This is a genomic window from Pseudomonas gingeri (assembly GCF_013386165.1).
Lineage (GTDB): Bacteria > Pseudomonadota > Gammaproteobacteria > Pseudomonadales > Pseudomonadaceae > Aquipseudomonas > Aquipseudomonas gingeri_C.
In genome coordinates this window covers 38,291-56,674 of the sequence record NZ_JACAOS010000017.1, presented here as the reverse complement: position 1 = coordinate 56,674, position 18,384 = coordinate 38,291, and the positions used below count along the sequence as shown (strand labels likewise).

The window sequence follows — 18,384 nt, the reverse complement described above, 5'->3', positions numbered from 1 at the left end:
GACTTGCTGAATCGTTTCATCAAGGCTATAAAAGTCGAACAATTCCAATAAGGACAGCCCATGACCTCCCTCCGATTGCTCTTCGGCGTCACCGCCTTGACCGCTGCTTCCCACGCCATGGCCTGGGACTCTGTGTTGCTCGACAGCGACACGCCCGCGCAGAACCGGCAGATCACCAGCCAACAACTGGGGATCAAGACCGACAAGCCCTTCTCCATCACCATGCGTACCTTGCACGGCGGCCGCCAGGAAGGGGTCAGCATCGTCGATATCGACAATGGAACGATGAAACTCTCGGTGGTCCCGACGCGGGGCATGAACGTCCTGCACGCGTCCGTGGGCACTGTGCGCATGGGCTGGGATTCGCCCGTCAAGGAAGTGGTTAACCCCGCCTTTATCGAACTCAACGGTCGTGGCGGCCTGGGTTGGCTGGAAGGGTTCAACGAGATGGTGGTGCGTTGCGGCTATGAGTGGGTCGGGCATCCGGGGCTTGATAACGGCGAACTGCTGACCTTGCACGGGCGGGCGGCGAATATTCCGGCCAGCAAGGTCACCCTGCATATCGATGAACAACCGCCTTACGCCATTCGTTTGCAGGGCGAGCTGAAGGAGCAGGCGTTCAAGAAAGTCGACTTCTCCGTGCTCACCGAGCTGTCGACGGTCCCTGGCAGCGTGAGCTTTGCGCTCAACGACACGCTGACCAACAACGGCGATTATCCGAAGGAATACCAGGCGCTGTATCACAGCAACTTCAGCACCCCGTTCCTGGAGCAGGGCGCGCGTTTCGTCGCGCCGGTGAAGCAGGTGTCGCCGTTCAACGACAAGGCCAAGGGCGACCTGCCGGACTGGCAGACCTATCGCGCACCGACCAGGGACTATGACGAGACCGTCTATAACGTTGTGCCGTATGCCGATGCCAAGGGCGACACACTGGCGGTGTTGCACAACAAGGCTGGCAGTCTCGGGGTTTCGCTCGGGTTCAATACCCAGCAGTTGCCGGTGTTCTCCCTGTGGAAAAACACCGATACCCAGGGCCAGGGCTATGTCACCGGGCTGGAGCCGGGTACCAGCTTCTCCTATAACCGCCATTACCAGCGTCCACTGGGTTTGGTGCCGACCATTGGCGCCGGGCAGAAACGCCAGTTCCAGATCAGTTACAGCCTGCTGGCGGACAAGGCGGCTGTGGATAAGGCGGTGCAGCGGGTGACGCAGATTCAGGATGGGCGCAAGACGGAGGTGCGGGGCACGCCGTTGGTGGATTTGAGCAAGGAATAACCTGATTGGGATGGGCTGGCCGGTGACTAGCTGTTTCGGCCAGGTCTTACTCAAGCGATGTTACTGTTTTCACTGAGTTTTGAAACAGCGTATGACATTGGTTTGACTGTTTCGTCATAGGCGAATAATATTCCATCAACAGCCCAGTACAGCGCGCAGGCAATCGTTAGAACCTGCCCAGCGGTCCTGGGCTTTTTTTTGCCTGGAGAAAGCCAATGAAACGAACAGCCGTCCTTATTGACGGAGGGTTCTTCTTCCAGAGAACCCTGTTTTTTATTCGAAAATATTTCAGGAAAGATTTTTCTATCACCGCTGAGCAATTAGCACGGGTTATCAAGAAAATCGTTCGGCTTCATGTCGAAGACTCACGAGCGGCAACTCGAGAGCTGTACCGGGTTTACTATTACGACTGTCCGCCGCCGTCGAATCAGGTGCGTCTGCCAATAGCCCCTGAAGGGCAAACTTCGGCAGGTCATTTCAATTTCAAAAGTCATCCGCCTTATCAGCTTCGGCGGGATTTGCACGATCATCTCCGGTCAAGCCGAAAGACCGCTTTACGTCTGGGGGAGTTGGCTAAAAACGGAGAGTGGCAGCTTAACGTCCATACTCTGAGGGACCTGCTTAGAGGTACACGGCAATGGGCAGAACTGACGAACGATGATTTTCACTACAAGGTTCAGCAGAAGGCAGTTGATACGAAGCTTGGGATGGATATAACAACGCTTGCTCTCGACAAGTTGGTGGATGTCATCATATTGGTTGCCGGGGATTCTGATTTTGTTCCCGCTGCCAAATTGGCGCGTATGAAAGGTATCGATTTTGTTCTGGACCCCATGTGGGCTAATACGAGCAGTAGCTTGAGTGAGCATGTCGATGGACTTCAATCATATGACTTGGTCCGGATAATTCGAGATGTGACGGGGGAGGTTGTTTCAAATATTCCTGATTGGTGGCAAAAGTGTTCGGACATCAACCTACAGAAGCACTATGCAGAGATGACTATCACTCGAGGCTTGGGGTCGGATACAGGTGTTTTCAATTGAGCGTGTAGGAGATATTCCATCGCGTTCGCCAGATATTTTCTATAGTCGCTGGATAACGCGCAGTGCGCGCGCCGCCCTGGAAAATTTAGACGCGTATTGGCGTAACCCAAAGGTAACGGCTGAATAGTGGCAATGTTTGCGTGGGTATAGTAGAAGCTGAGCACCGTAGACCCATATGGAAGAGCCCGATGCTGTTAAAGACTCTCGGCAGTGCCCTCCTTGCCATTGCATTCAGCACACCCACGCTAGCGGCGATCACCGAACAGGAGGTCACGATTCCGGTCACGGTCAAAGGCCTTTTTGGCGATTCGCAGCAAAATATGGTGGCTACCGAGTTTCGTCCGGAAGGCCCGGGCCCCTTTCCGCTGCTGGTACTCAATCATGGTACCCCGCGCTCGAAGGCCGACAATGCGCGGATGAAAGACGGCTTCAAGCCACAGGCGCGACTGTTTGCTCAACGTGGGTTTGTGGTCATCAATCCGTTGCGTCTGGGGTTCGGAAAGTCCGATGGCGTTGCCGGGGACAGCTATGGCAATTGCCATAATCCGAGCTATTTTGAGGCCGGGCTGGAAACTGCCAGGGACATTGGTGCGGCGGTGACGTATGCCAGGAGCAAGCCCTATATCGATACCACACGGATTGTCCTGGTCGGCCAATCGGGCGGTGGTTTCGGTGTGCTGGCGTTGGCCAGCCTGAATCAGCCTGGGGTGATTGGCGTCATCAACTTTGCCGGGGGACGTGGTTCACGCGGGCCTGATGAGGTCTGTGATGAAAGCAAGTTGGTGGAGACCTTTGATCGTTATGCCAAGACCACCCATGTACCGATGTTGTGGTTCTATTCCGAAAACGATCACTTTTTCTATGCTGCGTTGGCCAGGAAACTCTATGGCGCCTATCAACACGAAGGGGTTGATGTACGTTTCATCGTGGCTCCGCCTTATCGTAATGACGGCCACGGGTTTTTCCATCATGTTGAAAATGCACCGGTCTGGATGCGTGAAGTAGAGCCATTCCTGCAGAAAATAGGCCTACCTGCTCCCCACGATACCGCCCAGGCGGTAATTGCCCACTGATAGCGGCGAATGAAAGACCGTGCTGCCCCACCTATTGCGACACTGGCCGATATTGCAGCGCCTCTGCCAGATGATCCCGACCGATGTTTTCCACCTGCTCCAGATCCGCCAAGGTGCGCGCCACTTTGAGCAGCCGGTGGGCCGCCCGTAGCGAAAGCGTCAGTCGTTCACAGGCCGTCTCCAGCCATTTTTCATCGCCTGTGGATAACTTGCAGTGCCTGCGCAGTGCCGGCAAATCGAGAAATGCATTGGCACAACCTTGGCGTTGTTGCTGGCGTTGTCGGGCCTCGGCGACCCGGGCGGCGGCTTGGGTGGTGTTGTCGCCCTCCTGGTGGCTGGGGCTGAGGGCCGTGGCCTCGCGGGCCACGGTCAGGTGCAGGTCGATGCGGTCCAGCAATGGGCCGGAGAGTTTGTTGCTGTAGCGCTGGATCTGTTCCGGGGTGCAGCGGCAACGTCCACTGGGGTCGCCAAGATATCCACAGGGGCAGGGATTCATCGCCGCGACCAGTTGGAATCGTGCAGGGAAGCGCACCCGATCCCGGGCCCGGGAAATGACGATCTGGCCGGACTCCAGCGGCTCGCGCAAGACCTCAAGCACCTTGCGGTCGAATTCCGGTAACTCATCGAGGAACAGCACGCCGTGATGGGCCAGGGTGATTTCACCGGGCTGCGGTCGGGAACCTCCACCCACCAATGCGGGTCCCGAAGCCGAGTGATGGGGTTGGCGAAAGGGCCGTTGTGGCCAACTGCTCAACGGCACATGGCTGGCGACCGATTGGATGGCCGCGACTTCCAAGGCTTCCTGTTCATCCAGCGGCGGTAGTAAGCCGGGCAGACGGCTGGCAAGGAGGGTCTTGCCGGTACCGGGCGGGCCGCTGAACAGCAGGTTGTGCGCCCCGGCGGCGGCGATCAGCAGGGCGCGTTTGGCGGCGAGTTGACCTTGTACTTCGCTCAGGTCCGGATAGGGCTTGCTCAGGTGCAGCAGGCCGCTGGATTCGAAGGGCTTGATCGGCGCATGGCCGTTGAGATGGGCCACCAGTTGCAGCAGGTGGTCGACGGCAATCACCGTCAGCCCGGAAGCCAGTGAGGCCTCTTCGGCATTGGCCTGCGGCACCACCAGCGTGCGTCCGGCGGCGCGTGCGGCCAGCGCCGCCGGCAGCACGCCTTGCACCGGGCGGATGGCGCCGGACAAGGCCAGTTCGCCGAGGCACTCCAGATTGTCCAACGCCAGGCTTGGCACTTGCACACTGGCAGCGAGGATGCCGAGGGCAATCGCCAGGTCGAAGCGTCCGCCGTCCTTGGGCAGGTCGGCTGGGGCGAGGTTGAGGGTGATACGTCGGGCCGGAAAATCGAGAGCCGAATTGAGGATCGCACTGCGGACCCGGTCCTTGCTTTCCTTCACGGCGGTTTCCGGCAGCCCGACCAGCGTCAGCATCGGCAGACCGTTGGCCAGATGGGTTTCGACGGTAACGGCGGGGGCTTCCACGCCCACCTGGGCGCGACTGTGGACGATGGCCAGGGACATGCTCTTTCCTTGAACGCGAAGGGGCCGCTTCCTGCGGTTCTGGAAGACTAGTTGAGCGGGGGAGGGGCTTGAGGGGTTTTATGTGTCCAGACGATTCGGGGTCTGGTCGCAGGATGAGTTAGCGTTGATGGTGTCGGAGGGCGTTGGTTAACACGCAAATGAGCGATGATCAGGTTGGGTAAGCGCTCGGTATGCTCGAACGAAAGTGCAATTAAATTGGCATTCTAAGCACCGTATCGCCAGATTAATTGCACCTGCTTCGCTGAAGTGAAGGAGTAACAATCACCTCAGTGGCAACTCACTGGCATCAGCGGAATGCTAGCTCGCCGTACACGATAGCGGCGGGGGCTTCCACACTCATTTGGGTGCGACTGTGGAAGACGGCCAGGGGTATGCGCGTTTCTTGAATGCAAAGTGAATCGTTCCCTGTGATTTTGCGCACGTGGCAGAGATGGGGTTTTGCCGGGTTGCTTTTATGTGCCTAGGCGATACACTTGATTAATGAATAACGTTAAGAGTTAATCATGATTGTAAGCTTCAACTGTTCCGAGACCGAGTGGCTTTTTCGTAAGGGTAAGACCCGTTTATGGTCAGCCATTGTCAATGTCGCGGAGCGGAAGCTGGCGATGCTCGACGCGGCCTCCGCCTTGATGGACCTTCGTTCGCCTCCGGGTAACCGCCTGGAGGTGCTGGAAGGGAATCGTAAGGGGCAGCACAGTATTCGCATCAACAACCAATGGCGAATCTGCTTCATCTGGGGACCTAACGGGGCCGAAAATGTCGAGATCGTCGATTATCACTGAGGTGAGCATGATCAAGAACGGTATGCGTCCGGTACACCCCGGAGAAGTCCTCAAGGAAGAATACCTGGTGCCGTTGGAGCTGACGGCGGCAGCCTTGGCAAGGGCGCTGAACGTCTCGGCGCCAACGGTCAACGACATTGTGCTGCAACGTCGTGGTGTCAGTGCGGACATGGCGCTCAGGTTGTCGATCTGCCTGGATACCACGCCCGAATTCTGGCTTAACCTGCAATCGACCTACGATTTGCGCACCGCTGAAATCGAGCGCGGTGCAACGATCAGGCAGCAAGTGGCGCGCCTGCCCCACTGTGCCTGACACATAGCGTGCAACCTCATGAAAACGAGGAGACGCCTGTTAAACCCGGCTCGCCGGTGACAGCGCCTGCTCCGGCTCCCCCGTATCGCTTTCGAACAGCCGGGCCAGCTCGGCGCGGGCTTCGAGGGTGGTCTGCTTGATCTTCGAGCTGTCGTCGCGCACCAGTCGCTGGGCCGCCAGCACCTGTTCGTCATGAGCCATGAACTGCTGGATGCGGTGCTCGGCCTGGGTCGCGCTGATGCCCAGCCCTTCCAGGGCGCGGCGGGTCATTTCCAGGCTCGAGTAATAGGTTTCCCGCACCGGCTCGGCACCGGCATCGAGCAGTTTGTGCACGTGCTGGCGGTTGCGCGCGCGGGCCAGGACTTTGACCTGCGGGTATAGGCGCTGCACCGTTTGCGCGGTTTTCACCGCTATCTCCGGGTCGTCCACGGCGACGATGAAGTACTCGGCCTCGCCGACCTTGGCCGCGCTGAGGATTTCCGGGCGCATGGGGTCGCCATAGAAGACCGGCGCATGCTCGAAGCTGCGGACCATCTCGATGGTATCGACCGAAGTGTCCAGGGCGACAAAGGGGATGTCCTGCGCATGGAGGATTCGCGCGATGATCTGGCCGACCCGGCCCATGCCGGCGATGACGACCCGGGGGCCGTCGCTGTGGATCTTCTTCAGGTTTTCCGGCACTTCCTTGACCGGCTGCGGCCGCGCTTTCAAGAAGCGTGCGCAGGCCATCAACAACAGCGGGGTGACGGCCATCGACAGGGTGATGGTCATGATCAGGGTGTCGTAGGTGCGGGCATCGAACAGGCCCAGGTTCTGGCCGAGTTTGAAGACCACGAAGGCGAATTCGCCACCCGCAGCCAGCACCACGCCCAGGCGCAGTGCCGCGATAGGCGACAACCCGCCGGCCAGGCGCCCGACGAACATCAGCAAGGGCAGCTTGAGGCCAATCAGCAGCAGGGTCAGGCCGATGATCAGGCCTGGGCGCTCGAACAGCAGCGGCAGGTTCGCGCCCATGCCCACGCTCATGAAGAACAGGCCCAGCAGCAGGCCCTTGAAAGGCTCGATCTGCGACTCCAGCTCATGACGGTATTCCGAGTCGGCCAGCAGCAAGCCAGCCAGGAATGCCCCCAGCGCCATCGATACCCCCGCCAGTTCCATCAGCCAGGCGGTGCCGATCACCACCAGCAGCGCGGTGGCGGTGGCGACTTCCGGCAGGCCGGTGCGGGCCACGGCGCGGAACAACGGGCGCAGCAGGTAGCGCCCGCCCACCACGACCAGGGCGATGCTCCCGAGCACTTTCAGCCCATGAACCAGGCTGCTTTCGCCGCCGGCTTGCGGATCGGTGACGGCCAGTAGCGGCACCAGGGCGATGAGCGGGATGGCGGCGATGTCCTGGAATAGCAAAATGGCGAAGGCGAGCCGACCGTGGGGGCTGTTCAACTGGCGGCTTTCGGCGAGACTCTGCAGCCCCATCGCCGTCGACGACAGCGCCAGGCCCAACCCGAGGATAACCGCCGCCTGCGGGCTCTGGCCGAAGACGAGCATGGCCAGCGCGCCAATCACCAGCCCGGTCAACAGCACCTGGGCCAGGCCAACGCCGAATACCGCCTTGCGCATGAGCCAGAGGCGCTTGGGCGACAGCTCCAGGCCGATGATGAACAGCAGGAACACCACGCCCATCTCGGAGAAGTGCGCGACGTTATCCGCGTCACCCATCAGTTTCAGGACTTGCGGGCCGATGAGCACACCGGCCAGCAGGTAGCCGAGCACGGCACCGAGCTGCAAGCGCTTGGCCAGGGGAACGATGATGACCGCAGCCATCAGGAAAATGACCGCGGCCTGCAGCAGGCTGCCCTCATGTGGCATGGGGGAACTCCCTTTCTTCGGGTGGATAGCATGAAAACCCGCCAGCGCTGCCGCCTGGCGGGCCAATCATCGGAAGGATCCGTCCAGGGTACGTTGCGGGGCGTTGTGCACCATGGTGTAGGCGTAGTCCACGCCCATGCCGTAGGCGCCGCTGTGCTCGCGCACCAGATCCATCACCGCATCGTAGGTTTCCTTGTGGGCCCAGTCACGCTGGAATTCGAGCAGGACCTGCTGCCAGGTCACCGGGATCGCGCCGGCCTGGATCATCCGCTGCACGGACATGTCGTGGGCCTCTTTGGTGGTGCCGCCGGACGCGTCGGTGACAATGTACACCTCAAAACCTTCGGCCAGGGCTTCCAGGGCCGGGAAGTTCAGGCAGACCTCGGTCCACAACGCCGCCATGATCAGTTTCTTGCGGCCGGTAGCCTTCACCGCCTCGACGAACTTCTTGTCTTCCCAGGAGTTCATCGAGGTGCGCTCGATCGGTTCTGCGCCCGGGTTGACCGCCAGCAGTTCAGGCCAGATATAACCGCTGAAGCTCTTGGTTTCCACCGAGGTGTAGATGGTCGGCACGTTGAAGATCTTCGCTGCCTTGGCCAGGCCCACGGTGTTGTTCTTCAGGGTCTGGCGGTCGATCGATTGCACGCCGAAGGACATCTGTGGCTGGTGGTCGATCAGGATCAGGGTGGCGTTGGTTGGGTTCAGCAGTTCGAGATTGGACATGATGGATTTCCTTATGCGTCGAGAGTTTTGGCGGAGCGAATTTGGCGGCGGCCTGTCGTTGTGGTCAGTGGCTGCGGCATGGGTGTACTTTAGGTTCGCTCATCTCTCGAAACAATCCGGCAAAAACGGAAATCATTGATTCTAATAAAGGGACAATTGGTGCGGTGTTCGAGCGGGTGCCTGGCGCGGCCCAGGCAGCCGGACGTTTATTCCTCGACGGGTGCCAGCCGTGCTTCCAACTCTGCCACCTTCGCCTCCAGGCTCTCCAGTCGTGCACGAGTACGGGCCAACACCACCATCTGGCTGTCGAACTCCTCCCGGCTGACCAGGTCCAGCTTGCTGAAGCCGCTTTGCAGCAACACCTTGAACTGACTTTCGAATTCCTGGCGGGGCAGGGGTGTTTCGCCGCTGAACAAACGGGAGGCGTGGCCGCTCAGGGCATCGAGGAAAGCTTTGGGCGCAAGCATGGCTAAGGTTCCGGAAACAGATTGCCGGCAGTGTACCACGCAGTGTCTATAGTGATTTTCATGGGGGCGGACGCACGGTTATCGCGCATTGCCTCGGCGCAGTGCGCACCGTTGTTGTGCGTATAGCCCGGATGCAACCCGCCTTTTCACCCCGCGTAGCGGCCAACAGACTGAAATCACTGGTTTTTACGGAGCTGGCAAGGTTTCTGCTTAGTTGCCAATGACCCATGCACTGATGCAGTCGCTGTGACGAATGCAGTGCGGCAGACGAAGCTGGGAAGTTTCGCCAGCAGCGGTTTAGCTGGCGTCGGGCGGTCGATGTGGACCGACGATGCGTTACAAAGCCAGGCACTGCGCTTAGACTTGAGTCGGGTTTGTTTTCCTGGGGCAAGTCCACCAATTCGGGAGAGAGTTTTCATGAAGCTAGTCACTGCCATCATCAAGCCGTTCAAGTTGGACGACGTGCGCGAGTCGTTGTCCGAGATCGGCGTGCAGGGCATTACCGTCACTGAGGTCAAAGGCTTCGGTCGGCAGAAGGGTCACACCGAGCTGTATCGCGGCGCGGAATACGTGGTCGACTTCCTGCCCAAGGTGAAGATTGATGTCGCCATTGACGACAAGGATCTTGACCGGGTTATCGAGGCGATAACCAAGGCGGCCAACACCGGCAAGATCGGTGACGGCAAGATCTTTGTGGTCAATCTGGAACAGGCTATTCGCATCCGTACCGGCGAAACCGATACCGACGCAATCTAAGCCGCCAAACCCCAACGCCCCAGGAGAAAACAATATGACTCTGCGTAAATTCGCAGGGCTAGGAGCCCTGTTGTCCCTCGTAATGCCAGCCTTGGCAATGGCGGCGGACCCGGTACCTGCTCCAGTCCTGAATTCCGGCGACACCAGCTGGATGCTGACCTCGACAGCCCTCGTGCTGTTCATGACGATTCCAGGCCTCGCGCTGTTCTACGGCGGCATGGTGCGTTCGAAAAACATTCTTTCCGTGATGATGCAGTGCTTCGCCATTACCGGTCTGATCACCATTCTGTGGTTCATTTATGGCTACAGTCTCGCGTTCGACACCACCGGGATGGAAGCCAACGTCGTCAACTACAACTCCTTCGTCGGTAGCATGGCCAAGGCCTTCCTAGCGGGCATCACGCCGGCCAGTATCACCGGGCCGACGGCGCTGTTCCCTGAGGCGGTGTTCGTCACCTTCCAGATGACTTTCGCCATCATCACCCCGGCGCTGATCGTCGGTGCCTTCGCTGAACGCATGAAGTTCTCCGCGATGCTGGTGTTCATGGGCGTATGGTTCACCCTGGTCTATGCGCCGATTGCGCATATGGTCTGGAGCGGTCCGGGTTCCCTGCTGGGTGACTGGGGCGTGCTCGACTTCGCCGGCGGCACCGTGGTTCACATCAATGCTGGTGTGGCTGGCCTGGTGGCCTGCCTGGTGCTGGGCAAGCGCAAAGGCTTCCCGACCACCCCGATGGCGCCGCACAACCTCGGTTACACCCTGATGGGCGCGGCCATGCTGTGGGTCGGCTGGTTCGGCTTCAACGCCGGTTCCGCTTCCGCGGCCAACGGCACCGCCGGTATGGCGATGCTGGTCACCCAGATCGCTACCGCCGCCGCTGCCCTGGGCTGGATGTTCGCCGAGTGGCTGACCCACGGTAAGCCAAGTGCCCTGGGCATCGCTTCGGGTGTGGTTGCCGGTCTGGTGGCCATTACCCCGGCTGCCGGTACCGTTGGCCCGATGGGCTCGCTGATCATCGGCCTGGCGGCCGGCGTGGTGTGCTTCTTCTGCGCCACCACCCTGAAACGCAAACTGGGCTACGACGACTCCCTGGACGCCTTCGGCGTGCACGGTATCGGCGGTATCCTCGGCGCGATCCTGACCGGTGTGTTCGCTGCACCGTCCATGGGCGGCTTCAACACCGCGACCACTGACGTTGCCGCACAAGTCTGGATTCAGTGCAAAGGCGTCGGCTTCACCGTCATCTACACGGCGATCGTGACCTTCATCATCCTCAAGGTGCTGGACGCCGTGATGGGGCTGCGCGTCGCCGACGAAGAAGAGTCGGTGGGCCTGGACCTGGCGCAACACAACGAGCGCGGTTACAACCTGTAAACGCAGCAAAAAAAATTGCCCGGCTTGCCGGGCATTTTTTTGTCTGGAGTTTGTCATTGAAAAAGGGACTGAAAGGATTTATCCAAAGGCATTACGGCCAAAACCCCCGGGTGTTTTTGTAAGGGCTGATTGCTTACAGCAAAGCAAGAGTATTAGGCTCTTTGCTTTTTTCCACAGCGCGCTAGAATGCGCGCCGAAGAGGCTTCGATCTGTATGTGGCAACAGACACTGATTACCTTGCGGGCCAGGCCCCGGGGTTTTCATTTGGTGACCCAGGAGTTGCTCGACGGCTTGCCTGAACTCCAGGCGTGCCAGGTCGGTCTGCTGCATTTGTGGCTGCAGCATACCTCGGCCTCGTTGACCATCAACGAGAACGCCGATCCGGCGGTCCGTCGTGACTTCGAACGTTTTTTCAACCGGCTGGTACCCCAGGTCAAGGCCGATTATGAACACAACGACGAAGGCGCGGACGACCTGCCGGCGCATTTCAAGGCCAGTTTGCTAGGCTGTCAGCTGACTTTGCCGGTGACGGCGGGACGGTTGGCTCTGGGTAGCTGGCAAGGTGTCTATCTGGGCGAGCACCGGGATCATGGCGGGGCTCGTAAAGTCCTTGCCACCTTTTACGGTGATGGGGCATAAGCCGCTGGTATGCAGCGGATGTTGAATTTTTTCCGGCGGCCTTCGACAGTCGGCGTAGCTGGGCTATAACTAATCTGCTTTTCGCAAGTCATGAGGTAGAACATGAGCGACGATGATCTGGAAAACGACGACCTTGAGGTCGGTGAAGACGACGAAACCGAAGAAGGTCTGGAAGCGGCAGCTGAAGACGTAGACGTTGCCGACGACGATGGCGGTGACGCGCCGGCACCGACTGCCAAAGGCAAGGCCAAGGCTGCGGTATCGGTTGACGAACTGCCGAGTGTTGAAGCCAAGAACAAGGAACGCGATGCCCTGGCCAAGGCCATGGACGAGTTCCTCGCGCGTGGCGGCAAGGTGCAGGAAGTCGAGGCCAATGTGGTGGCTGATCCACCCAAGAAGCCCGATAACAAATACGGTAGCCGGCCTATCTGAGTCTCAGTGCCGGTTTTCTGGTTTGTTGAAAAAGCCCGCCATCGCTGCGGGCTTTTTCATGGCTGCGGATCAGGCGGGGGTATTCCAACCGGCCAGCAGCGCCGGCAGCTCGGTCAGGCTGCGAACCTGCGCATCCGGCTGGCGGTCGGCTTCCCAGGCCTTGCCCGTCGGGTTGTACCAGATCGCCCGCAGGCCCGCCTGTTGGGCCCCGGCGATGTCATCCCCGGGGTGATCGCCGATGTGCACTGCCGCGCTGGCCGGCACATTCCCGCCGCGCACCAGGGCCTCATGGAACAGCCGTGCATCCGGCTTGGCGATGCCGATGTCTTCGGCACACAGCGCAAAGCGGAAGTAGTCGGCAAGCCCGAGGCGGCGTACGTCGGCATTGCCATTGGTCACCACCCCCAGGGCAAAGGAGCGGCCCAGGGCCTCCAGGGTCGGTTCGACCTCCGGAAACACCTCGATCTGGTGCCGGGCGTGGATAAACACCTCGAAGCTCTCATCCGCCAGTTCTGAAGCCCGCGCATGAGGGTAACCGGCCTCTTCCAGGGCATGGAACAGCACCCGCCGACGCAAGGCGCTGATGCGGTGCTTGAGCGTCGGTTCCTTGAGCAACACCCGTTCGCGAATCGCCCACAGGTGTTCCACCGGAACGCCGCCCAGGTTCGGTGCATGCTCGGCCAGCCATTCGCGCAAAACGGTCTCCGCGCTGTGGATCACCGGCGCGGTATCCCACAGGGTATCGTCGAGGTCGAAGGTGATCAGCTGAATCGTCATTACGAAGGGTCCTTGCTGCGTTTGGCCCGTGGATGGGCACTGTCATAGACGGTTGCCAGGTGCTGGAAGTCCAGGTGGGTGTAGATCTGCGTGGTCTTGATGTCCGAGTGGCCGAGCAGTTCCTGCACGGCACGCAGGTCCTGGGACGACTCCAGCAGGTGGCTGGCGAAGGAGTGGCGGAGCATATGCGGGTGCAGGTTCTGCCCCAGTTCGCGCTCGCCGGCGGCTTTGACCCGTAATTGAATGGCCCGGGGCCCGAGGCGGCGGCCTTGCTGGCTGACGAACACGGCATCGTCCGGCGGATTGCTCAGGGCGCGCAACGGCAGCCAGTTCTGCAGGGCTTCCCGGGCTTTGCGGCCGATGGGCAGGACGCGGGTCTTGCTGCCTTTGCCGTGGACCTGAACCAGGCCATCGGCCAGGTCAAGCTGCTCCAGATCAAGGCCGGTCAGCTCCGACAGGCGCAGGCCCGAGGAGTAGAACAGCTCAAGAATGGCCTGGTCGCGCCGGGCGATAAAGTCGTCCTCGACCCCACCGTCGAGCAATTGCAGGGCGCGGTCGGTGTCCAGGGTCTTGGGCAGGCGCCGTTCGCCCTTGGGCGGTGCCAGGCCGGTGGCCGGGTCGTGGTTGCAGAGGCCTTCGCGGTTGAGGTACAGGTACAGCCCGCGCACCGCCGAAAGCAGGCGTGCCAGGCTGCGGGAAGATTGGCCCTGCTGGTGCAGGCGGGCGATCAGGCGGCGCAGGCGCTGGATATCCAGGGCGCTCCAGTTGCCGATCTGTTCCTTGGTGCAAAAGGCCAGGACCTTGTTCAGGTCGCGGCGATAGGCTTGCAGCGTATGGGGCGACACCTGGCGCTCACTGCGCAGGTGCTCGCAGTAGGCGTCCAGCTGTCGCTCCATGGCTAGCGCACCGAGCGCAGGGCGGGAGTGAAGCGCGGAACGACGCGGCCCAGGACTTCGGCGATGTAGCTGAGGAACAGGGTGCCCACCGAACTTTTGTAGTGCTGCGGATCGCGGCTGGCCACGGCGAGAACGCCATGTACGCCCTGATGACTGATGGCGACCACCGCGGTGGAGCCGATCTGCTTGCGCTGTTCTTCGCCGAACAGGAAGTCCAGTTCGTGCTCGCGCAAGCTGCCGCTGACGCTCTTGCCTTCCGAGAGCAGGCCACCGATGGCTTGCTGGGCTTCGGCATGGCTGACCCAGCGGCCCACCGGCATGGCGTTGTCGCCGAACAGGATCAGGCTGACGAAGGGCACCTGGAAGTCCTGGCGCAGGCTGTCTTCCACGGCCATGACCAGATCGTCCAGGCTGGCGGCGTCCATCAGCGCGAGGATCAGGCGGCGGGTTTTCTCGAACAGGCGATCGTTGTCCCGGGCGACATCCATCAGCTGCGACAGCCGATGGCGCATCTCGATGTTGCGCTCGCGGAGGATTTTCATCTGGCGCTCGACCAGCGACACGGTATCGCCGCGCCGATGGGGAATGCGCAGCGCCGGCAGCAACTCTTCGTGTTCGACGAAGAAGTCCGCATGAGCCTCCAGGTAGGCGGCGACCTGCGCCGCCTCAAGGCTCTGTGCAGGCGACTCGTTGGGCTGTTCGGCTGGAACCTGAGGCTGATCGGTCATGGTATTGGCTCGCTTATAGACGCACTTGTCCTTCATACACCCGAACGGCAGGACCCGTCATCATCACCGGCTCGCCGACACCCGCCCATTCGATGGACAAGCGTCCGCCGGGCAGGTCGAGGGTTACCGGCGAATCCATCCAGCCTTGACTGATGGCGGCCACCGCGGCGGCGCAGGCGCCGGTGCCGCAGGCCTGGGTTTCCCCGGCGCCACGCTCCCAGACTCGCAGTTGCGCGCGGTGGCGGTCAATCACTTGCAGGAAGCCGACGTTGACCCGGGCCGGGAAGCGCGGGTGATGTTCGATCTTTGGCCCCAGCTCATGCACCGGCGCGCTGTTGATGTCGCTGACCCGCAGCACCGCATGGGGATTGCCCATGGACACGGCGGCCAGGTCGACGTTCTGGCCGTCGACGTCCAGGCTGTAGCTCGTGGCCTGCTGGTCGGCCTGGAACGGAATCTCGGCCGGCACCAGGCGCGGCGGGCCCATGTTCACGCTGATCTGGCCGTCCTGGCGGACATCCAGCTCGATGACCCCGCTCTTGGTTTCGACGCGGATCAGGCGCTTGGCGGTCAGGCGCTTGTCGAGCACAAAACGGGCGAAACAGCGGGCACCGTTGCCGCACTGTTCCACTTCCGAACCGTCGGAGTTGAAGATCCGGTAGCGGAAATCCACTTCCGGATTGCTCGGCGCCTCGACGATCAGCAACTGGTCGAAGCCGATCCCGGTGTGACGGTCACCCCATTGCTTGGCGTGCTTGGGCTGGATATGCGCGTGCTGGCTGACCAGGTCGAGGACCATGAAGTCGTTGCCCAGGCCGTGCATCTTGGTAAAACGCAGCAGCATGGTCTTACTCCGGCAGCTGGCTTTCGCCGGCATACAACTCGGCGACCGTCTCGCGACGACGCACTTCGAACATCTGCTCGCCATCCACCAGCACTTCGGCGGCACGGCCGCGAGTGTTGTAGTTGGAGCTCATGACAAAACCATAGGCGCCGGCCGAGTGCACGGCCAGCAGGTCGCCTTCTTCCAGCGCAAGCTGACGTTCCTTGGCCAGGAAGTCACCGGTCTCGCAGATCGGCCCGACGATGTCATAGACCCGCCCGGCGCTCTCGCGCGGACGCACGGCGCTGACGCCCATCCAGGCCTGGTACAGGGCCGGACGGATCAGGTCGTTCATCGCCGCGTCGACGATGGCGAAATCCTTGTGCTCGGTGTGCTTGAGGTACTCGACCTGGGTCAGCAGCACGCCGGCATTGGCGACGATGTAGCGGCCCGGTTCGAACAGCAGCGCCAGGTCGCGACCGGCAATACGCTCGCGCACGGCCTTGATGTAGTCACCGACTTGCGGTGGCTCTTCGTCGCGATAACGCACGCCCACACCGCCACCGAGATCGATGTGCTGCAGGTAGATGCCGCATTCGCCAAGCCGATCGATCAGCGCCAGCAGGCGGTCGAGGGCATCGAGGAACGGCGACAGGTTGGTCAACTGCGAGCCGATATGGCAATCAACGCCCAGCACTTCCAGGTTTGGCAGCTGTGCGGCGCGGATGTAGACATCCTCGGCATCGGCAATGGCGATACCGAACTTGTTCTCTTTGAGGCCGGTGGAGATGTACGGGTGGGTGCCGGCGTCGACATCCGGGTTGACCCGCAACGAGATCGGCGCACGCACGCCCAGCTCGGCCGCCACGATTTGCAGGCGCTCCAGCTCGTCGGTGGACTCGATATTGAAGCAGTGCACGCCGACTTCCAGGGCCCGACGCATGTCTTCGCGGGTCTTGCCGACGCCGGAGAAAACGATCTTGTCCGCGCTGCCGCCGGCGGCCAGGACACGCTCCAGCTCACCGCGTGAGACGATGTCGAACCCGGCACCGAGCCGCGCGAGGACGTTCAGTACGCCCAGGTTGGAGTTGGCCTTGACCGCGAAGCACACCAGGTGTGGCGTGCCTTCGAGGGCATTGGCATAGGCGTTGTACTGCGCCTCGATGTGGGCGCGGGAGTAGACGTAGGTCGGCGTGCCAAAACGTTCGGCAATGGCAGACAAAGCTACACCTTCCGCGAACAGCTCACCGCCACGGTAGTTAAAAGCGTCCATGATGATCCCTTAGTAGGTGTCGTTCTGGTGCGCTTTGGCTTGCGAGGACTTGGCCTGGTCGTTCGGGTTCTGGCTGTCGTCGGGCAGATACAGCGGACCTTTTTGACCACAGGCAGAGACGAGGCAAGCGATCGCGAGGAGCGCAGCAAGGGAAGAGATCAGGCGCTTCATGGCGAAATCCTTTGAAAAAGCATTAATTGCGCCGGAGTATACCGGCCACCTGTCGGCTTGCCTATGCGGGCCGCTGCCCGTCCGGCGGCGCCCAGCTACCGTTGCGTGGATTATTGATGTCACTCTTGGCCCCACGTGGTTATGCTTCGCCATCGTCCGAGAGCGCTCGTATCTTGCGACGCTTGAAGGGACACGCATTTTTCGAGGTTCGCGCAATGAGTTTGACTGAAGCCCGTTTTCACGATCTGGTCGATAACACCCAGCAAAATCTGGAAGATGTGTTCGATGAGAGTGGCCTGGATGTGGACCTGGAAAACTCCGGTGGCGTGCTCACTGTGAAGTTCGAAAGCGGCAGCCAACTGATCTTCAGTCGCCAGGAGCCTCTGCGTCAGCTCTGGCTGGCGACGTCCAAGCCCACCGGCGGCTATCACTTCGAGTACAAGGAAAGCAGCAGCGAGGATGAAGACGGCAGCTATTGGTTCTGCGTGAAGAGCGAAGAGAAGCTCAACGAGATCCTGGCGCGCTTTACCCTGGAACAGGCCGATGTCGACCTGGATTTCGAAGAGATCTGATCGTGACGCAGCAAACCGCCCCGGTCCGTCCCGCCAAGCCGTTGTACAGCAATGTCAGTTCGGCCGTGTCGTCACCTTGTGTGAGCCTTTGTCGGCTGGACGAGCAGAAAATTTGTATCGGCTGTTTTCGGCACGTCGAGGATATTCGCGAGTGGCGCTCGGCGGATGATGCCCGCCGCCGGGTGATCTGCGAGCAGGCCATGCAGCGCAAGGCGCAGGCCTGACGAAGCCACCTCGCCACAGGTACCCTCAGCGCCAGCTGCCTCGGGTTGTGTATTTACGCCGCTGTGGTAGTGTCCGGCTACGCCTCACGTTGACGAGGCCCGTGAAAACCCCGCCTTTCCTGGCGGGGTTTTGCTTTTATCGTGCAGAAAAAAGGAGTCTGCCTGGATCATGAGCACCGCACCTTCCATCATCCTCACCCGCCTTGACGTGCAACGTCTGGAGCGCCTGATCGACAGCCTGGATGACACGCTGCCCGGCGTCATCGCGTTGCAAACCGAACTGGACCGAGCCGAAAGCGTGGTAGGCCACGAAGAAGTGCCCGCCGGTGTCGTGACCATGAATTCCCGGGTGCACTGCCGTGAGGAAAGCAGTGGCAAGGATTACCACCTGACCCTGGTGTACCCGCAGGACGCCAACGCCGATGAAGGACGGATCTCCATTCTTGCGCCCGTGGGCAGCGCGTTGCTCGGTTTGCAGGTTGGCCAGCACATCGATTGGCCGGCCCCGGGTGGCAAGATCCTGAAGCTGAACTTGCTGGAAGTGGAATACCAGCCGGAAGCCGCTGGCGACTTCCACCTCTGAACCCGCCGTGGCGCCCTTGACCGGGCGCAGGCGCTGCGGGTTGCAGT

22 protein-coding genes are annotated in these 18,384 nt (G+C 60.8%); 12 read left to right on the top strand and 10 right to left on the bottom strand.

The genetic code is table 11. The annotated features are described in order from the left end of the window. Positions 1 to 60 precede the first annotated feature (60 nt). From HX866_RS20525 to HX866_RS20515, 3 genes are all read left to right on the top strand, one after another. Positions 61 to 1,275, top strand: a complete 1,215-nt coding sequence (locus tag HX866_RS20525; RefSeq protein WP_177140324.1) for an aldose 1-epimerase family protein — start codon at positions 61 to 63, stop codon at positions 1,273 to 1,275. A 215-nt stretch (positions 1,276 to 1,490) separates the two neighbouring features. After that, positions 1,491 to 2,318, top strand: a complete 828-nt coding sequence (locus HX866_RS20520; protein ID WP_177094060.1) for an NYN domain-containing protein — start codon at positions 1,491 to 1,493, stop codon at positions 2,316 to 2,318. A gap of 188 nt (positions 2,319 to 2,506) precedes the next feature. Further along, positions 2,507 to 3,391 carry an alpha/beta hydrolase family protein gene (locus HX866_RS20515; RefSeq protein WP_177094061.1) on the top strand — a complete coding sequence of 295 codons (885 nt, stop codon included), beginning with the start codon at positions 2,507 to 2,509 and terminating at the stop codon, positions 3,389 to 3,391. 31 nt (positions 3,392 to 3,422) lie between these two features. On the opposite strand, the gene HX866_RS20510 is transcribed toward HX866_RS20515, so the two are convergent. Beyond that, positions 3,423 to 4,916, bottom strand: coding sequence for a YifB family Mg chelatase-like AAA ATPase (locus HX866_RS20510; RefSeq protein WP_177140323.1), 1,494 nt, complete (start codon positions 4,914 to 4,916; stop codon positions 3,423 to 3,425). Positions 4,917 to 5,440: 524 nt separating this feature from the next. On the opposite strand from HX866_RS20510, the gene HX866_RS20505 reads away from it, so the two are divergent. Then, positions 5,441 to 5,719 (top strand): type II toxin-antitoxin system RelE/ParE family toxin, encoded by a 279-nt coding sequence (locus HX866_RS20505; protein ID WP_177094071.1) that lies wholly within the window; start codon positions 5,441 to 5,443, stop codon positions 5,717 to 5,719. 7 nt (positions 5,720 to 5,726) lie between these two features. Beyond that, the gene (locus HX866_RS20500; protein ID WP_177094072.1) at positions 5,727 to 6,032 is read left to right on the top strand and encodes a HigA family addiction module antitoxin; all 306 of its coding nucleotides are present in this window, start codon (positions 5,727 to 5,729) and stop codon (positions 6,030 to 6,032) included. A 39-nt stretch (positions 6,033 to 6,071) separates the two neighbouring features. On the opposite strand, the gene HX866_RS20495 is transcribed toward HX866_RS20500, so the two are convergent. The 3 genes from HX866_RS20495 to HX866_RS20485 form a co-directional block, all read right to left on the bottom strand. Beyond that, entirely contained in the window at positions 6,072 to 7,898 is a 1,827-nt protein-coding gene (locus HX866_RS20495; protein ID WP_177094073.1) for a monovalent cation:proton antiporter-2 (CPA2) family protein, read from the bottom strand. A gap of 66 nt (positions 7,899 to 7,964) precedes the next feature. Continuing rightward, positions 7,965 to 8,621 carry a hydrolase gene (locus tag HX866_RS20490; protein ID WP_177140322.1) on the bottom strand — a complete coding sequence of 219 codons (657 nt, stop codon included), beginning with the start codon at positions 8,619 to 8,621 and terminating at the stop codon, positions 7,965 to 7,967. Positions 8,622 to 8,827: 206 nt separating this feature from the next. After that, a complete protein-coding gene (locus HX866_RS20485; protein WP_177094075.1) occupies positions 8,828 to 9,088 on the bottom strand; it encodes an accessory factor UbiK family protein in 261 nt (86 codons plus the stop codon). A gap of 417 nt (positions 9,089 to 9,505) precedes the next feature. Here HX866_RS20485 and glnK point away from each other — a divergent pair, with 417 nt between their 5' ends. The 4 genes from glnK (at position 9,506) to sutA (ending at position 12,290) form a co-directional block, all read left to right on the top strand. Continuing rightward, positions 9,506 to 9,844 carry a P-II family nitrogen regulator gene (glnK, locus tag HX866_RS20480; RefSeq protein ID WP_002555808.1) on the top strand — a complete coding sequence of 113 codons (339 nt, stop codon included), beginning with the start codon at positions 9,506 to 9,508 and terminating at the stop codon, positions 9,842 to 9,844. A 34-nt stretch (positions 9,845 to 9,878) separates the two neighbouring features. Continuing rightward, positions 9,879 to 11,219, top strand: coding sequence for an ammonium transporter (locus tag HX866_RS20475; protein ID WP_177094076.1), 1,341 nt, complete (start codon positions 9,879 to 9,881; stop codon positions 11,217 to 11,219). Between the two features lie 213 nt (positions 11,220 to 11,432). Continuing rightward, a complete protein-coding gene (locus HX866_RS20470; RefSeq protein WP_177101471.1) occupies positions 11,433 to 11,858 on the top strand; it encodes a secondary thiamine-phosphate synthase enzyme YjbQ in 426 nt (141 codons plus the stop codon). Positions 11,859 to 11,960: 102 nt separating this feature from the next. Further along, positions 11,961 to 12,290 (top strand): transcriptional regulator SutA, encoded by a 330-nt coding sequence (sutA, locus tag HX866_RS20465; RefSeq protein WP_177094078.1) that lies wholly within the window; start codon positions 11,961 to 11,963, stop codon positions 12,288 to 12,290. Positions 12,291 to 12,359: 69 nt separating this feature from the next. On the opposite strand, the gene HX866_RS20460 is transcribed toward sutA, so the two are convergent. From HX866_RS20460 to lptM, 6 genes are read right to left on the bottom strand one after another with little or no spacing between them, the layout of a single operon-like run. Next, positions 12,360 to 13,067 (bottom strand): HAD family hydrolase, encoded by a 708-nt coding sequence (locus tag HX866_RS20460; protein WP_177140321.1) that lies wholly within the window; start codon positions 13,065 to 13,067, stop codon positions 12,360 to 12,362. Beyond that, positions 13,067 to 13,963 (bottom strand): tyrosine recombinase XerC, encoded by an 897-nt coding sequence (xerC, locus tag HX866_RS20455; protein WP_177094080.1) that lies wholly within the window; start codon positions 13,961 to 13,963, stop codon positions 13,067 to 13,069. The genes HX866_RS20460 and xerC overlap by 1 nt, the downstream gene beginning before the upstream one ends. 2 nt (positions 13,964 to 13,965) lie before the next feature. Beyond that, positions 13,966 to 14,691: a DUF484 family protein gene (locus HX866_RS20450; RefSeq protein WP_177094081.1), complete on the bottom strand. Its 726-nt coding sequence runs from the start codon at positions 14,689 to 14,691 to the stop codon at positions 13,966 to 13,968. A 13-nt stretch (positions 14,692 to 14,704) separates the two neighbouring features. Next, positions 14,705 to 15,535, bottom strand: coding sequence for a diaminopimelate epimerase (gene dapF / locus HX866_RS20445; RefSeq protein ID WP_177094082.1), 831 nt, complete (start codon positions 15,533 to 15,535; stop codon positions 14,705 to 14,707). A 4-nt stretch (positions 15,536 to 15,539) separates the two neighbouring features. Then, positions 15,540 to 16,787: a diaminopimelate decarboxylase gene (gene lysA, locus HX866_RS20440; RefSeq protein WP_177094083.1), complete on the bottom strand. Its 1,248-nt coding sequence runs from the start codon at positions 16,785 to 16,787 to the stop codon at positions 15,540 to 15,542. Between the two features lie 9 nt (positions 16,788 to 16,796). After that, positions 16,797 to 16,958 carry an LPS translocon maturation chaperone LptM gene (lptM, locus tag HX866_RS20435; protein WP_177094084.1) on the bottom strand — a complete coding sequence of 54 codons (162 nt, stop codon included), beginning with the start codon at positions 16,956 to 16,958 and terminating at the stop codon, positions 16,797 to 16,799. Positions 16,959 to 17,173: 215 nt separating this feature from the next. On the opposite strand from lptM, the gene cyaY reads away from it, so the two are divergent. The 3 genes from cyaY to rnk all read left to right on the top strand — a co-directional run bounded on the left by cyaY (position 17,174) and on the right by rnk (position 18,337). Then, positions 17,174 to 17,530 carry an iron donor protein CyaY gene (gene cyaY / locus HX866_RS20430; RefSeq protein ID WP_177094085.1) on the top strand — a complete coding sequence of 119 codons (357 nt, stop codon included), beginning with the start codon at positions 17,174 to 17,176 and terminating at the stop codon, positions 17,528 to 17,530. Further along, positions 17,530 to 17,754: a DUF1289 domain-containing protein gene (locus HX866_RS20425; protein WP_177094140.1), complete on the top strand. Its 225-nt coding sequence runs from the start codon at positions 17,530 to 17,532 to the stop codon at positions 17,752 to 17,754. The genes cyaY and HX866_RS20425 overlap by 1 nt, the downstream gene beginning before the upstream one ends. Positions 17,755 to 17,923: 169 nt before the next feature. Next, entirely contained in the window at positions 17,924 to 18,337 is a 414-nt protein-coding gene (gene rnk, locus HX866_RS20420) for a nucleoside diphosphate kinase regulator (RefSeq protein ID WP_177094086.1), read from the top strand. The last annotated feature ends 47 nt before the right edge of the window (positions 18,338 to 18,384 follow it).

Bases quoted from the DNA above. Each gene is read 5' to 3' on its own strand.
- HX866_RS20470 (WP_177101471.1), top strand. From the start codon at position 11,433: ATGTGGCAACAGACACTGATTACCTTGCGGGCCAGGCCCCGGGGTTTT.
- HX866_RS20495 (WP_177094073.1), bottom strand. From the start codon at position 7,898: ATGCCACATGAGGGCAGCCTGCTGCAGGCCGCGGTCATTTTCCTGATG.
- HX866_RS20450 (WP_177094081.1), bottom strand. From the start codon at position 14,691: ATGACCGATCAGCCTCAGGTTCCAGCCGAACAGCCCAACGAGTCGCCT.
- HX866_RS20510 (WP_177140323.1), bottom strand. From the start codon at position 4,916: ATGTCCCTGGCCATCGTCCACAGTCGCGCCCAGGTGGGCGTGGAAGCC.
- HX866_RS20475 (WP_177094076.1), top strand. From the start codon at position 9,879: ATGACTCTGCGTAAATTCGCAGGGCTAGGAGCCCTGTTGTCCCTCGTA.
- HX866_RS20460 (WP_177140321.1), bottom strand. From the start codon at position 13,067: ATGACGATTCAGCTGATCACCTTCGACCTCGACGATACCCTGTGGGAT.
- HX866_RS20515 (WP_177094061.1), top strand. From the start codon at position 2,507: ATGCTGTTAAAGACTCTCGGCAGTGCCCTCCTTGCCATTGCATTCAGC.
- HX866_RS20525 (WP_177140324.1), top strand. From the start codon at position 61: ATGACCTCCCTCCGATTGCTCTTCGGCGTCACCGCCTTGACCGCTGCT.
- HX866_RS20520 (WP_177094060.1), top strand. From the start codon at position 1,491: ATGAAACGAACAGCCGTCCTTATTGACGGAGGGTTCTTCTTCCAGAGA.
- xerC (WP_177094080.1), bottom strand. From the start codon at position 13,963: ATGGAGCGACAGCTGGACGCCTACTGCGAGCACCTGCGCAGTGAGCGC.
- lysA (WP_177094083.1), bottom strand. From the start codon at position 16,787: ATGGACGCTTTTAACTACCGTGGCGGTGAGCTGTTCGCGGAAGGTGTA.
- dapF (WP_177094082.1), bottom strand. From the start codon at position 15,535: ATGCTGCTGCGTTTTACCAAGATGCACGGCCTGGGCAACGACTTCATG.
- HX866_RS20490 (WP_177140322.1), bottom strand. From the start codon at position 8,621: ATGTCCAATCTCGAACTGCTGAACCCAACCAACGCCACCCTGATCCTG.
- lptM (WP_177094084.1), bottom strand. From the start codon at position 16,958: ATGAAGCGCCTGATCTCTTCCCTTGCTGCGCTCCTCGCGATCGCTTGC.
- rnk (WP_177094086.1), top strand. From the start codon at position 17,924: ATGAGCACCGCACCTTCCATCATCCTCACCCGCCTTGACGTGCAACGT.
- HX866_RS20500 (WP_177094072.1), top strand. From the start codon at position 5,727: ATGATCAAGAACGGTATGCGTCCGGTACACCCCGGAGAAGTCCTCAAG.
- glnK (WP_002555808.1), top strand. From the start codon at position 9,506: ATGAAGCTAGTCACTGCCATCATCAAGCCGTTCAAGTTGGACGACGTG.
- cyaY (WP_177094085.1), top strand. From the start codon at position 17,174: ATGAGTTTGACTGAAGCCCGTTTTCACGATCTGGTCGATAACACCCAG.
- sutA (WP_177094078.1), top strand. From the start codon at position 11,961: ATGAGCGACGATGATCTGGAAAACGACGACCTTGAGGTCGGTGAAGAC.
- HX866_RS20485 (WP_177094075.1), bottom strand. From the start codon at position 9,088: ATGCTTGCGCCCAAAGCTTTCCTCGATGCCCTGAGCGGCCACGCCTCC.
- HX866_RS20505 (WP_177094071.1), top strand. From the start codon at position 5,441: ATGATTGTAAGCTTCAACTGTTCCGAGACCGAGTGGCTTTTTCGTAAG.